The sequence below is a fragment of the Haloparvum sedimenti genome, assembly GCF_001462205.1.
Taxonomy (GTDB): Archaea; Halobacteriota; Halobacteria; order Halobacteriales; family Haloferacaceae; genus Haloparvum; species Haloparvum sedimenti.
Genome location: NZ_LKIR01000135.1, coordinates 106,587 through 118,983 on the forward strand (window position 1 = coordinate 106,587; position 12,397 = coordinate 118,983).

Consider the following 12,397-nt stretch of genomic DNA (forward strand, 5'->3'; position numbering starts at 1 on the left):
AGCCGCGTGAGGTGGTCGAAGAGGATCACCAACGGCATCAGCGTGTACTCAGCGACCTTCAGCGGCCGCGAGACGCGCAGCGACCACGATTCCGTGTTCTCGACCGCGTACGACTTCGGCGCGCTCTCGCCGAACAGCAGCACGAGCGTCGTGATGCCGAACGTCGCGGCGAAGACGGCCTGCCCCTGCGAGAGGTACAGCGCGAACAGCGCGGTCGCGATGGAGGACATCGCGACGTTGACGATGTTGTTGCCGACGAGGATCGTCACCAGCAGCCGGTGGGGGTTCGACTTAAGGTCCGCCACGATGTCGGCGTGGGGAATCCCCTCCTCGACCATCGAGTCCACGCGGTGTTTTGGCAGGGAAAACAGCGCGATCTCCGAGGAGGAGAAGAACGCGGACATCGCCACCAGAAAGACGATGGCGACGGCTCCCAGTATCGCCTGCGTCTGTCGATCGATCGCCGGAAGCTGGAGGACGGTGACCGCGAGCGTAGTCGGCGACAAGCCCATTCTCACTTACGGTGCGTCGGGCGGCAATTAAAGGGTTCCCCTCCGCCCCCGACTTCGCCGGCTCTCGCGGCGGTCTGTCGGGCCCGCAGACGCTGCTGTGGGGAGTCGCGGCGACACCGGCCAGCCGGCGCGCAGACAGCGGCAATCCGGGCGACCGCCGACACGGTTACCCTTGCGGCGTTCCAAAGCGAACCATGGCCGACTCAGACATCACCCTGTACCGACTACAGGCGTGTCCCTACTGCGAGCGCGTGGTGCGGACGCTCGACGCGCTGGGACTCGACTACCACTCCCGGTTCATCGAGCCGATGCACTCCGAGCGGAACGTCGTCAAGCGCGTCTCCGGGAAGCGGAGCGTCCCCGCCATCGTCGACGAGCGGACGGGCGTGACGATGTCCGAGAGTGCGAACATCGTCGAGTATCTCGAGGCGACCTACGGGGAGGGGGGTGCCTGATGGTCGACTTCGAGGTGGTCGACCTGCCCGAGACGGACCACGTCGCCGCGGGCGAGACGGCGCCCGACTTCACGCGCCCGCTCGTGAACGAGGAGTTCTGGGAGGACCGCTCGCTCTCCGAGTTGACCGACGAGGAGCCCGTCCTCCTGATCGCCTACCCGATGGACGGCGCCTTCCAGGCGACGTACGTCTGGAACGAGGTCCGTGACCGTGGCTGGGCGGACGAGGCGCAGGTCGTCGGCCTCTCCATCTCCTCACCGTACGAGCACAAGACGTTCCTCGCGGAGCGGGAGGTCGACGCCCGTCTGTTCTCGGATCCGGCTGCGGACGTGATCGTGGAGTACGGCGTCGAGAACGACCTCGACGGCATGACGGGCATCGTCGACGCGCGCCCGGCCGTCTTCCTGATCGACGGCGACCGCGAGGTGCAGTACGCCTGGGTCGCCGAGACCCAGCCGGACTTCCCCGACTACGACGCCGTCGCGGACGCGCTGGACGAGCTGTAGCGCGCCGCCGTCGCTGCACCGATGACTGGGACCTCCCGCTCCCCGTCCCGTCACCCTTTTGTGCGCCGCCGGCCCACCCTCGCCCGATGAGCGTCACCGACGAGGACCTCGACCGCGCGGCCGCGGCGATCGCCGACGGCGAGGCGGTCGTTTATCCGACGGAGACCGTTTACGGACTGGGAGCGAACGCGCTCGATCCCGCGGCCGTCGAGCGCGTCTTCGAGCTGAAGGGTCGGGACCGCGACAACCCCCTTTCGCTGGGCGTCCCGAGCGTCGACGCCGCGCTCGAGCACACCCGCCCCACCGAGCGCGAGGTGGCGTTTATGCGCGCGTTCCTGCCCGGGCCGGTCACCGTCGTCGTGGAGCGCGACGCCGCGGTGCCGGACGCGCTCACCGCGGGCCGCGACCGCGTCGGCGTCCGCGTCCCGGACCACCCGGTCGCGCTCGACCTGCTGGAACGCGCTGACTCGCCGGTCACCGCCACCAGCGCGAACGTTTCCGGGACCGGGAGCGTCCGGCGCGTCGCGGACCTCTCCGACCGGATCCGCGAGGGCGCCGCGGTCGTGCTCGATGGCGGCGAGACCGGCGGCGCCGAGAGCACGGTCGTCGACCCGGGGTCGGGGACGGTCCACCGCCGCGGCGCGAACGCGGACGCGATCGAGTCGTGGCTGGCCGAGCACGCCGCGGAGTGATAGTGCACCACGGACGCTCCGAGAGTCGCCCGTAACCGGCGATCGGTGACCGTCACGGTTCCAGCGGGTCGGCGTGCTCCGGCTCGAAAGTCCCAGCCGGATCCTTCAGACGGCAATCGTCCCGTCGCAGATCCTGCTGCGCTGGACAGCACCACCCGGAACACCACGGCCGGCTCTCTGTACCACGCTTTTTGAGTTTCTGCTGCTGATCCTGCTGCGCTGGACAGCACCGTCCAGAAAGCCCCAGCCGGCTCGACCGGCCGTCGTGAGACGGTCCGGGCTGCCTGCGGTAGCGGGCTGCCGGGCTGCGACTCACGGGCTCCCGCTCGTTCCTCGCGGGAACGCGACACCCGCTGCGCTCCTCGGACAATCGCGGCGACACAGGGTCGCCGCGGAACTGCGGTGCTTGTCTGGCGAGACGGTCCGGGCTGCCTGCAGTAGCGGGCTGCCGGGCTGCGACTCGCTGACTCTCGCTCGGCAGGCTCGCGAGAGCGGCGCCGGGGCCGGATCGAGCCGGCTGCCCCTTTCAGTCCCACCCACCGCAACCGCACAGCACCGCAACCGCACAGCACCGCAACCGCACAGCACCGGCAACCGCTCCGCAGCCTCACACCTCCCCAGCCTCGGCCGCGGGCGGGGCGCGGAACCGCACCGCATCGCGCCCCGCCCGCGACCTCCCTCGCGCGCGTTTCTCGCGCGCGCCACGGGCCGATCGGTCCGCCACCGTCGATCATTGGTCCGCCACCGTCGATCATTGGTCCGCCACCGTCGGTCAGTCCGGCCGATACTCCGAGTCCGTGACGAACGACGCGAGCGCCTCGGGAGTGCCGGTGCCCGTCTCCGCGACGTGCCGGGACGCGGCGGCGTTGCCGAGCGCCAGCGCGAGCTCCGGTCGCCAGCCCGCGCCGAGCGCGGCGGCCAGTCCCGCGCCGAACCGGTCGCCGCCGCCCGTCCAGCGCCGCGGCTCGCCCACGTCGAGGTTCCGCACCGCGATGACGCCCTCGGAGGTGGCCATCGCCGCCCGCCGGCGCGCGTGCATGACGACCCCCGAGATTCCGGCCTCCTCCCGGAGCGCCGCGATCCGCCGGTCGTCGGCCGCGGGGTCGGCCGGCGCCTCCGGGTCCGGCGGCGCCCCCTCGTCGCCGGTTATGCCGACCGCCGCCGCGACCGCCCGCACCTCCCGGCGGTTCGCATTCAGGACCACGTCGTAGGCGTCGCTCAGCGCGCCGAGCACCGACAGCAACTCGGCGACCGCGCCGTCGTCACTCCCGACCACGTCGCCCGGGTCGAGAACGAAGACGGGCCGGTCGTCGTCCCCGCCAGGCGGGTCGGTCGCCCGCCGCTCCGCGACGCGCTCGGCGAGCGTCCGGAGCGCCGTCGGCATGTTCGGAAACGACACCCAGTTACAGCACGCCACGGCGTCGGCGCCGGCCAGCGCATCGAGTGCCGCCTCCGGAGAGGGGGCCGCCGCGAGCAGGTCGTCGAACCCCCACGTCCGGATGTCGGGCGACTCTTCCGCGAACATCACTGCCCCGTCCTCGAAGGTCACGATCCGAACCGCCGCGGGCTCGCCCATCGAGTGCGTCCGGAAGGGAAACGCCGTCATGGCGTCGTGGTCGAGGTGACCGAACAGTTGCACGTCCGCGCCGAGCGCGTGCGCGCCGCGAGCGAGGTTCACCGCCTGCCCGCCCGGCTCGCCCTGCTCCGGCACGAGCCGGACCGATTTCCGCTCGCCCGAGGCGATCGCCTCACCGAGCTCCCGGCGAGAAGGGGAGCGAGAGCCCGCGCCCACCTCGGGGCGGCACCGGTAGTCGACGGATCCGTCCGGGAAGGCGACCACCGCGGGGGCGACGGGGTCCGCGCGAAGCCGCTCGGCGAGGGCGTCGTAGACGCGGTCGGGATCGAGTCGGTCCGCGGCGCCCCGAAGCGCCGGTCCGTCGTCGCTCACAACCACGTGGCCTCCGGGTCGACGCGCCCCTCCGGCTCTTCGTCGGCAATGATCGCGGCGACGTCGGTCGCCGCGCGCCGGTTCACCTCCTCGCGGGCGTCCTCGCTGTACCAGGCGGCGTGCGGGGTGACCACCGTGTCCGGCCGCCCCACGAGTGGGTCGTCCGCCGGCGGCTCCTCGGCCAGCACGTCGAGTCCCGCGGCCTTGATCGCGTCCTCCTCCAGCGCCGCCAGCAGGGCCTCGTCGTCGACGACCGGACCGCGGCCGGTGTTGACGACCACTGAACCCTCGTGGAGTCGGGCGAGCGCGTCGGCGTCGACGAGCCCGCGTGTCTCTTCGGTCAGGGGCGCGTGGACCGAGACGTGGTCGGCGCGGTCGAACAGCGCCTCGAAGCCGACTTTCTCGACGCCGTGCGCCGCCATCTCCTCGGCGTCGACGTACGGGTCGTACCCCAGAAGCTCCGCGTCGAACCCGGCGACCTGATCGGCGAACCGGCGCGCGATGGGACCGAACGAGACGATGCCGACGGTCGCCTCGGACAAGCGACCGATGGGGGTGCCGTCGCGCCAGTCCCACGAGCCCGCGGCGACCGCCTCGTCGTACGGCTGGAGGCTCCGAACCCCGGACAGAAGCAGCGCGACCGCGTGACTCGCCACCTCGTCGTCGGCGTAGCCGGGGACGTTCGCGACGGCGACGCCGCGCTCCGCGGCCGCCGATACGTCGACGTTGCTCACGCCGACGGCCGAGCGCACGACCCCCTGCAGCGACGGAGTCATCGCCGCCAGGGCGCCCTCGGGAACCGGCGTCCCGACGTCGGTGACGACGACGGCCGCGGGCTCCTCGCCCTCGCCGCCGGCGGCGGCCTCCACCAGCCGGTTCGCGGAGCCGAGGTCGGCGACGGTTACCGTTACCGGCTCGTCGAGACGGTCCCGGAGCACCTCGCGGTGGATCGCCGACTCGATCATCGGGTACTCGGAGAGGACGACGCGTGTCATACGCCCGCTTCGACCGCCCCGCACTTGAGCGCTGTCGCCGCGGACCGGACGCCCGTGACATGGTCGGAGCGTTCGCTGCCGTCGCATCGGACCCGACGACTCTTTGGTCGGGGCGTCCGTAGCGCCGCGCGTGAGCGAGGACCGACCCGGCCGGCCGCCGCTTATCGCCCTCTTCGAGGAGTTCCGCGTGCGCCGCAACGCGGCGATTGGCGCCGGCGCGGGACTGCTGGTGGCCGCGGCCGCCTACCTCTTCCGCGTGCTCGAGCTGTGGGGCCCCGTTGGTGGGACCCGCGAGTACCCGATCCTCGGCCCGGAGGGCTGGTTCCTGCTTTTAGCGTTCGTGCTCGCGGCCGCGTTCGGCCTGCTCGTGACCGCCGTACTGACGCTCGCGACCGCCGTCTCGCGGACGCGCGCGGCGGTCGCGGCGGACGAGAACGAGCGCTGAGAACGGTGCCGGCCGCCGGGTTGTCTCGTCGATCAGTCCGCCTCGTCGATCAGGTCGATCACGTTCTCGCGGCCGAGCCGGAGCTTCTCGACGGTTCCCTCCTCGGCCATCCGGGAGAGCACGCGGGAGGTCTTCGACTTTGACCAGCCGAGCTCCTCCACGATGGTGGACTGTTTCAGGCGACCGTCGTTGTCCGCCAGCACGTTTCGAACTCGGTCCTCGTCGCTGAGGAGCTCCGTCTCCGCGCCCGCGGTTTCGGTCGACGAGGAGCCGCCGTCTCCGGCGCCTGCACCACTGTCAACGCCCGCACCACCGTCGGCGCCTGCACCGCGGTCTCCGTCGGAGTCGTCCGTGTCCGCCGTCTCACCGAACGCACCAGTCGGGAGGGAGATCAGGCCGGCGCGGGCCGCGACCGCGGCGGCGCTGAGAGCGACCGCAAACAGCAGGACGACACCGGCAGCGGTCCGGAGAGCTCCGCCGTCACCGAACCCGTCACCGCCTCCGCCGCCTCCGCTTCCGCCGCCGACTCCGGAGCCGGCGGGCTCGGTCGTCGTAGTCTCGTTCGAGGTGTCAGGGGCGGCGACCACGCGCGGCCGGCCGTCGGCGAAGTCTTCGCGGCCGGTCCACTCCACGGACTCGGCCCGCGAGTCGTCGGGCGTGGGGTCGACCGACGCGATCCCGTGGCCCGACGGCGCGACGACGGCGAGGGCGTCGTCCTCACCGATGAAGAAGCCGCCGTCGAACACGTCGCCGACGACGACTCGATCGCCCTCGACCGCGGCGAAGCCGTCCCACCGGAACCGGAACGTGACGACCCCCCACCGACGCGGGACCTCCTGGATCGAGGTCTCGGCCGCGAACCCGGTCGCGCGCATCTCGCGGTCGCTCGTCTCGTTCGCGTTCGCGACCACACCGGTCATCCGCTCGCTAAAGGGGTCGAGGTAGCGGCTCTCGTTCGCGCGGAAGGACTCCTGAAACCGCTCGTACTCCGAGACGTCCGCCTCCGTCTCGAGCCGAGTCCGGAGGGTGATCGCCCAGACCGCCGAGCCGTTCTCCGCGAGTTCGATCCGCGTGATCGTGTTGTCCGGCTCCGGCTGGTCCTGCGCGAGCGCGTAGCCGCCCGACTGAGCGAGGAGCGCGGTGCCGAGTAGGGTGGTGCCGTCCGCGGTAGCGACACCGTCCGCGCCGCCGTGGGTGAGTCCCGCACCGACGCCGGCCGGGAGCGCGAGACAGACCGCCAGACCGACCGCGAGCGCGACGACTCTCGCTCTCCTCGGTTGCATCGGCCCGAACTACTGCCCGATCGGGGTTAAACCCACAGATCCGCCCGCGTGAAACTCGCTGCAATCGTCCGAAACGGTCCCGGAATCCGGTGAAACGGTGTGCAATCGGCCGCCACGGTGTCCCCTTTATAAGCCCTCGGCGGACCGTGCGGGAAGTGATGAGACCCAACCGATTGCTGGTCCTGCTCGTGACGGCGGGGCTGCTCCTGGCGTCGATCCCCGGGGCGGCCGTCGTCGGCGCGACCGCGGACCAGGGCGGCGTGCACGCACAGGTCGAGGGCGAGGCGACTGACGCCCCGACGGAGAACGGAACGGAGAACGGGACGGAGGCCGACTCGACGAACGAGTCGACGAACGACTCGGCAGCCGAGTCCGGGAACGGCTCGCAGGCGTCCACCGGGCAGCAGCTCGCGACGGTGATCGCGGTCACCGACGACGAGGTGAGCGGCGACGTGTCGTCCGCGTCGTTCGAGGCGGCGCTCGAGGACGCCAACGAGTCCGAGCGGGCCGCGACCCTCGCCGACCGCGCCGCGGACCTCCGCGAGCGCGCTGACGAGGTAGCGACCGAACGCGAGAACGCGACCGCCGCCTTCGAGGCCGGCGACCTCTCGCGCACGGAGTACGCACAGCGACTGGCCGTGCTCGCGAGCCGCGCGAACACGATCGACAACTCCTTCGAGCGGCTCGACGACCACGCCGAGGACGTCTCCGCGCTGGAGCTGCGCGCCGCCGGCTACGACCGGAGCGCCAACGAGGATGCCCGCGAGGGGCTGGGGCGACTGACCAGCGCGGGCGCCTCCGCGCTGCTGGCGCAGTACACCGGCGAGAGCAGCGGCGAGTTCGAGCTGGAGACCGAGAACGGGCTCTCCATCGAGGTCGAGAGCGAGGACGGCGAGCATTCCCGGGAGCTGGAGCGCCCCCAGCCCGGAAACGGGAGCTTCGTCATGAGCGCGAGCGAGGCGCAGGACGCCGCACGCGGTGCGCTCGCTGACCCCGGCGACGCGGAGGGCGAGTGGACGCTCCGCTCGATGGAGCGCGACGACGACGGCTACTACGAGTTCGGGTTCGCGTTCGTCGGCGCCAACGCCACCGGAGAGGCCGAGGTGAGCGTCGACGGCGAGACCGGCGAAGTGTTCGAGCTCGAGGAGGAGATCGAGCCGCGAGAGGACGACGAGGACGAAGAGGACGGCGACGCAGACGACGAGCGCGACGACGATACCGACGACCGGCCGCTCTCCGTGTCACTGGTCGACGGCACTCCGGAGGCGGGCGCCGAGGTGACCCTGCGCGTGACGGCCGACGGCGAGCCCGTCGAGGGCGCCGCGGTCGAGTTCAACGACCAGTCCGTGGGCAGCACGGACGCGGACGGCCTGCTCACCGTCACGCTCCCGGACGACGACGAGGTCGACGTCGAGGTTGAGGCCGGCGAACGCGAGGGCGAACTCGAGCTCTCGCTTCGCGAGGTCTCCGACGAGGAGCGCGAGAACGCTGAGATCAGCGAGCGGCTCTCGGTCGACGGGAGTCTCGACAATGGGACCGCAACGCTGCGGGTGACCTACGACGGCGAGGGCGTCGCGAACGCGACCGCGTACGTCGACGACGAACGCGTCGGGGCGACCGACGAGGACGGCTCGCTCTCCTTCGAGACGAGCGAGACCGACGAGCTGGAGGTGACGCTCGTGAAGGGCTCCTTCGAGGCGGAGCTGGAGTTCGACGTCGGTGACGACGGGAGTCTCACCGTGAGCGATGTCGACGTTGAGGATCGCGAGGAGGACGAGGATGAACGTGAAGACGACGAACGCGACGAAGACGACGAGCGTGAGGAGGATGACGCCGAGGAGGAAGCCGAGAGCGACGGTGACGACGATGGTGACGAGGAGGAAGACGAGGTGGATGACGATGATGACGACGATGACGACGAGGAAGACGACGAGGCCGATGAGGAGGACGACGAGTGACGCGGCAGCCTCGCGATAGCCGCGGTGCGGTCTCGCTGCTGGCGGCGCCGTTTGCGGTACTGCTGGTCGCCGCGGCCGTCGTCCCCGGGGCGGTCGCCGGGACGGCGGCGCAGGGGACGCCCGCCGCCGACGGCGACTCGGCGTTCGTCGTCGACCTGGAGGCGGACGGCGACGCAACGGTGACGCTCCGGCTCGTGTACGACCTCGCGGACGGGGACGACGAGGCCGCGTTCGACCGGCTCCGGGAGAACTCTTCGAACGTGACCGCGGCGTTCGAGCGGCGGATCGCGGGCGTCGCGGACCGAACCGCGAGCGAGACCGGCCGCGAGATGTCCGTCGGGGACGCCGCGGCGACCGTGACGACCGAGGGCGACCGGGGCGTGGTCGCGCTCTCCGTCTCGTGGACGAACCTCGCCGCCGTCGATGAGGACCGCCTCGTCGTGCGCGAGCCGTTCGCGAGCGGGTTCGATCCGGACCGCACGTTCGTGCTTCGAGCGCCCGAGGGCGGCTCGGTCGTGGAGACCACCGTCGAGCCGGACGAGCGCGGAGACGGCTCCGTCGCATGGGCCCCGGGAACGGACCTGACGGGCTTCGCCGCGACAGTCGACTCCGGCGGCGGCGTCACCGACGGCGCGCTCCCGACGCCGCTGGCGCCGACGCTTGCGGCCGCGCTTGCCGGCCTGCTGGCGTACGGCGGTTGGCGACGGACGCGATAAGTCGCGTCGCCGGACGCGAGAGGCCGGATCGGCGGCACGGTGAGTCGGACCACGGCCCGGACTGCTGACCGCACGCGAGAGCCCCACCGGGTGTCCACCGGCGGACCCCCCACCGGGCTCCGCGCCGCGATCGCCGACTATCGGACCGGGATTCGGCGCCGGGCGTTGCTGTCAGAGGCACACCCACCATCTACCCACTCTCCCATCCACCCACCCACCCATCCGCTCTCCCATCCTCCGCCTTGCGGTCGCGAGGATGCAGCGGTCCGGACGGACGGGCTCGGCTTCAGGGGCCGAGTCCGGCCGTCGCCGGACGGACCGAACAGACAACTATTAACCTCCTACGGGGGCAACGTTTCCCCAAGAGATGGCCAAGGACGTCAAACCCACTCGGAAGAACCTCATGGCGATCGAGGACCGAATCGAGCTCTCCGAGCGGGGGCACGACACCCTCGAACAGAAGCGCGACGGCCTCATCATGGAGTTCATGGACATCCTGGACCAGGCGCAGGACGTCCGCTCCGACCTCTCGTCCGACTACGAGACCGCCCAGCGCAAGATCGACATGGCCCGCGCGATGGAGGGCGACGTGGCGGTCCGGGGCGCGGCCGCGGCACTGAAGGAGCACCCGGAGATCACGACCCAGTCGAAGAACATCATGGGCGTCGTGGTCCCGCAGATCGAGTCCTCGAAGGTGAAGAAGTCGCTCGACGAGCGCGGCTACGGCCTGCTCGGCTCCTCGGCCCGGATCGACGAGGCGGCGGACGCCTACGAGGAGCTACTGGAGACGATCATCCTCGCGGCCGAGGTCGAGACCGCGATGAAGAAGATGCTCACCGAGATCGAGACCACCAAGCGCCGCGTCAACGCGCTGGAGTTCACCCTGCTTCCGAACCTCTACGAGAACCAGGAGTACATCGAGCAGAAGCTCGAGGAACAGGAGCGCGAGGAGATCTTCCGGATGAAGAAGATCAAGGCGAAAAAGGAGGAGGCCGAGAAGGAAGAGGAGGAGCAGGCAGCCGCCGACGCCGCCGCGGAGACGGAAGTCGAAGCAGCCGACTGACGCGCGCCGCCCCGCCGATTTTGCCGTTTTCTGTCACTCCGGCGTTTTCTGTCCCCTGTAACGACCACCGTCCGGTTTTTCTCCCGGCCGCCCCGACACCGGGCCATGTCCTGTCCCGACTGCGGTGCCGACCGCGTCCGCTTCATCGTCCCGCCCGCGCTCCGCGAGCACGCGCCCGAGGGGGCCGACGCGGCGGCGCTCTGCCCCGACTGCCTCCGCGTCGATGCGGTCGACGCGGCGGACGCGCCGGCGCCCGCCGACGCCGCGTTCGGCCGCGTCGCCGACGGCTTCCCGACGGGCGAGGCCGGGGCGGCGTTCGCGCTCGCGGTCGGAAAGTTGGGCTCGCTGGCGCTGGAGCGGGCGAGCGTTGAGGCGCTACTCGACCACGCCGAGAAGTGCGGCGCCGACGTGCTGCTGGCGCTCGACCGGCTGGCCGCGGGCGCCGACCCGGAACGGGCGGCGTTCGACGTGTCGCGGCGCGTCGAGCAGGCCGAGAGCCTGCTGTACGAGTAGAAACCGGGTCCGATTCCGCCGTCCCTCCCCGTCTACGCCACGACCTCGGCGACGCGGTCGACCGCCTCGTCCACGTCGTCGGCGTCGACGCCGAGGTTCGTGGTGAATCGGACGACGTAGTCGCCGAACGCGACCGCGCCGACGCCGCGCTCCTTGCAGGCCGGCACGAACTCGTCGGCGGGGATGCCCGCATCGCTCGTGTCCACGACGACGATGTTCGTGTCCGGGTCGGCGGCCGCGAGTCCGGGGAGCGCGTCGAGGCCCCCGGCGAGGCGGGCGGCGTTAGCGTGGTCGTCCGCGAGGCGGTCGACGTTGTCCAGCGCGAGCAGGCCGGGCGCGGCGATCATGCCGGCTTGGCGCATCCCGCCGCCCAGCAGTTTGCGGACGCGGCGGGCCTCCTCGATGAAGTCTGCAGGGCCCCCGAGGATCGAGCCGACGGGCGCGCCGAGCCCCTTCGAGAGACAGAACATGACGGAGTCGACGTTCTCGACCAGTTCCGGCGCGGGCGTGTCGAGCGCGACCGCGGCGTTGAAGATCCGGGCGCCGTCGACGTGGACCGGGACACCGGCGTCGTGAGCCGCCGCGGCCGCCTCGTCGATCCGGGCCTTCGGGATCGCCCTGCCGCCGCGGTAGTTGTGGGTGTTCTCCAGCGCGAGGAGGCCCGTGCCGGGGCGATGGAGGTCCTCGTCCACGAGCCCCGCGCGGACCTGTTCCGCCGTCGGGACGCCGCGCTCGCCCGTCTCGACGGTGCGCGTCTGGAGTTCGGAGAGCTGCGCGACGCCCGCGAGCTCCCAGCGGTAGATGTGCGCCTCCGCGTCCAGCAGGAGCTCGTTCCCCCGCTCGGTGTGCACGCGGACCGCGATCTGGTTGCCCATCGTCCCGGAGGGAACGTAGAGGGCGTCCTCCATCCCGACCGCCTCGGCGGCGCGGCGCTCCAGTTCGTTGACGGCGGGGTCGTCGCGGTAGACGTCGTCGCCCACCTCGGCGGTCGCGGCGGCCTCCCGCATCGCGTCCGAGGGCTTCGTGACCGTGTCCGACCGCAGGTCGATGTCGAGGTCCATCTTACCACCTCGTTGGCGCGCGTCCGGATAACTCGCGTGGAACCGGCTGGACTCGGTGCGCGAGCGAGACGCCGGGAGCGTCCAGCACAGCCCGGCCGGCTCTCCAGACGCGGTTTGCTGACGTGGTTCCGCTGTCGATCCTGCTGTTCGGGACGGCAACGCCCGGAAAGCCCCAGTCGGCTCTCTATACGGCGCGTTTTCTGTGTCTGTTACTGATCCTGCTGATCGGAACGGCAACGCCCGGAAAGCC

Annotated in this window: 13 protein-coding genes; 8 read left to right on the plus strand and 5 right to left on the minus strand. The window is 71.4% G+C overall.

Going from position 1 to position 12,397, the window contains the following annotated elements:
- Positions 1 to 512 (minus strand): CNNM domain-containing protein (locus AN233_RS12510; RefSeq protein ID WP_125920035.1); only part of this gene is annotated, 512 nt, incomplete at its 3' end.
- Positions 513 to 706: 194 nt separating this feature from the next.
- On the opposite strand from AN233_RS12510, the gene AN233_RS12515 reads away from it, so the two are divergent.
- The 3 genes from AN233_RS12515 to AN233_RS12525 all read left to right on the plus strand — a co-directional run bounded on the left by AN233_RS12515 (position 707) and on the right by AN233_RS12525 (position 2,165).
- Positions 707 to 967, plus strand: coding sequence for a glutaredoxin family protein (locus AN233_RS12515; RefSeq protein ID WP_058367109.1), 261 nt, complete (start codon positions 707 to 709; stop codon positions 965 to 967).
- On the plus strand, positions 967 to 1,473 hold the full coding sequence (locus tag AN233_RS12520) for a redoxin domain-containing protein (protein ID WP_058367110.1): 507 nt from the start codon (positions 967 to 969) through the stop codon (positions 1,471 to 1,473). The genes AN233_RS12515 and AN233_RS12520 overlap by 1 nt, the downstream gene beginning before the upstream one ends.
- An 86-nt stretch (positions 1,474 to 1,559) precedes the next feature.
- Positions 1,560 to 2,165: an L-threonylcarbamoyladenylate synthase gene (locus AN233_RS12525; protein ID WP_058367111.1), complete on the plus strand. Its 606-nt coding sequence runs from the start codon at positions 1,560 to 1,562 to the stop codon at positions 2,163 to 2,165.
- A gap of 772 nt (positions 2,166 to 2,937) precedes the next feature.
- Here the strand turns inward: AN233_RS12525 and AN233_RS12530 are convergent.
- On the minus strand, positions 2,938 to 4,113 hold the full coding sequence (locus AN233_RS12530; RefSeq protein ID WP_058367112.1) for a hypothetical protein: 1,176 nt from the start codon (positions 4,111 to 4,113) through the stop codon (positions 2,938 to 2,940).
- The gene (locus AN233_RS12535; RefSeq protein WP_058367113.1) at positions 4,110 to 5,108 is read right to left on the minus strand and encodes a C-terminal binding protein; all 999 of its coding nucleotides are present in this window, start codon (positions 5,106 to 5,108) and stop codon (positions 4,110 to 4,112) included. Before AN233_RS12535 ends, AN233_RS12530 begins: the two co-directional genes overlap by 4 nt.
- Positions 5,109 to 5,238: 130 nt before the next feature.
- Between AN233_RS12535 and AN233_RS12540 the strand changes: the two genes are divergently transcribed.
- A complete protein-coding gene (locus AN233_RS12540) occupies positions 5,239 to 5,553 on the plus strand; it encodes a DUF7536 family protein (protein WP_058367114.1) in 315 nt (104 codons plus the stop codon).
- 32 nt (positions 5,554 to 5,585) lie between these two features.
- Here the strand turns inward: AN233_RS12540 and AN233_RS12545 are convergent, their stop codons facing one another.
- Positions 5,586 to 6,836, minus strand: coding sequence for a helix-turn-helix transcriptional regulator (locus AN233_RS12545; protein ID WP_058367115.1), 1,251 nt, complete (start codon positions 6,834 to 6,836; stop codon positions 5,586 to 5,588).
- 158 nt (positions 6,837 to 6,994) lie between these two features.
- Between AN233_RS12545 and AN233_RS17420 the strand changes: the two genes are divergently transcribed.
- The 4 genes from AN233_RS17420 to AN233_RS12565 all read left to right on the plus strand — a co-directional run bounded on the left by AN233_RS17420 (position 6,995) and on the right by AN233_RS12565 (position 11,086).
- Positions 6,995 to 8,794 (plus strand): DUF7096 domain-containing protein, encoded by a 1,800-nt coding sequence (locus tag AN233_RS17420; protein WP_058367116.1) that lies wholly within the window; start codon positions 6,995 to 6,997, stop codon positions 8,792 to 8,794.
- Entirely contained in the window at positions 8,791 to 9,510 is a 720-nt protein-coding gene (locus tag AN233_RS12555; RefSeq protein WP_058367117.1) for a DUF7345 domain-containing protein, read from the plus strand. Before AN233_RS17420 ends, AN233_RS12555 begins: the two co-directional genes overlap by 4 nt.
- Before the next feature lie 367 nt (positions 9,511 to 9,877).
- Positions 9,878 to 10,573, plus strand: coding sequence for a V-type ATP synthase subunit D (locus tag AN233_RS12560; RefSeq protein WP_058367118.1), 696 nt, complete (start codon positions 9,878 to 9,880; stop codon positions 10,571 to 10,573).
- A 105-nt stretch (positions 10,574 to 10,678) separates the two neighbouring features.
- Positions 10,679 to 11,086, plus strand: coding sequence for a DUF6276 family protein (locus AN233_RS12565; RefSeq protein ID WP_058367119.1), 408 nt, complete (start codon positions 10,679 to 10,681; stop codon positions 11,084 to 11,086).
- A gap of 32 nt (positions 11,087 to 11,118) precedes the next feature.
- Here the strand turns inward: AN233_RS12565 and AN233_RS12570 are convergent, their stop codons facing one another.
- Positions 11,119 to 12,147: a threonine aldolase family protein gene (locus AN233_RS12570; protein ID WP_058367120.1), complete on the minus strand. Its 1,029-nt coding sequence runs from the start codon at positions 12,145 to 12,147 to the stop codon at positions 11,119 to 11,121.
- Between the last annotated feature and the right edge of the window lie 250 nt (positions 12,148 to 12,397).

Excerpts from the sequence above, each read along its gene's own strand:
- AN233_RS12515 (WP_058367109.1), top strand. The coding sequence starts at position 707 with ATGGCCGACTCAGACATCACCCTGTACCGACTACAGGCGTGTCCCTAC.
- AN233_RS12520 (WP_058367110.1), top strand. The coding sequence starts at position 967 with ATGGTCGACTTCGAGGTGGTCGACCTGCCCGAGACGGACCACGTCGCC.
- AN233_RS12525 (WP_058367111.1), top strand. The coding sequence starts at position 1,560 with ATGAGCGTCACCGACGAGGACCTCGACCGCGCGGCCGCGGCGATCGCC.
- AN233_RS12535 (WP_058367113.1), bottom strand. The coding sequence starts at position 5,108 with ATGACACGCGTCGTCCTCTCCGAGTACCCGATGATCGAGTCGGCGATC.
- AN233_RS12545 (WP_058367115.1), bottom strand. The coding sequence starts at position 6,836 with ATGCAACCGAGGAGAGCGAGAGTCGTCGCGCTCGCGGTCGGTCTGGCG.
- AN233_RS17420 (WP_058367116.1), top strand. The coding sequence starts at position 6,995 with ATGAGACCCAACCGATTGCTGGTCCTGCTCGTGACGGCGGGGCTGCTC.
- AN233_RS12560 (WP_058367118.1), top strand. The coding sequence starts at position 9,878 with ATGGCCAAGGACGTCAAACCCACTCGGAAGAACCTCATGGCGATCGAG.
- AN233_RS12565 (WP_058367119.1), top strand. The coding sequence starts at position 10,679 with ATGTCCTGTCCCGACTGCGGTGCCGACCGCGTCCGCTTCATCGTCCCG.
- AN233_RS12570 (WP_058367120.1), bottom strand. The coding sequence starts at position 12,147 with ATGGACCTCGACATCGACCTGCGGTCGGACACGGTCACGAAGCCCTCG.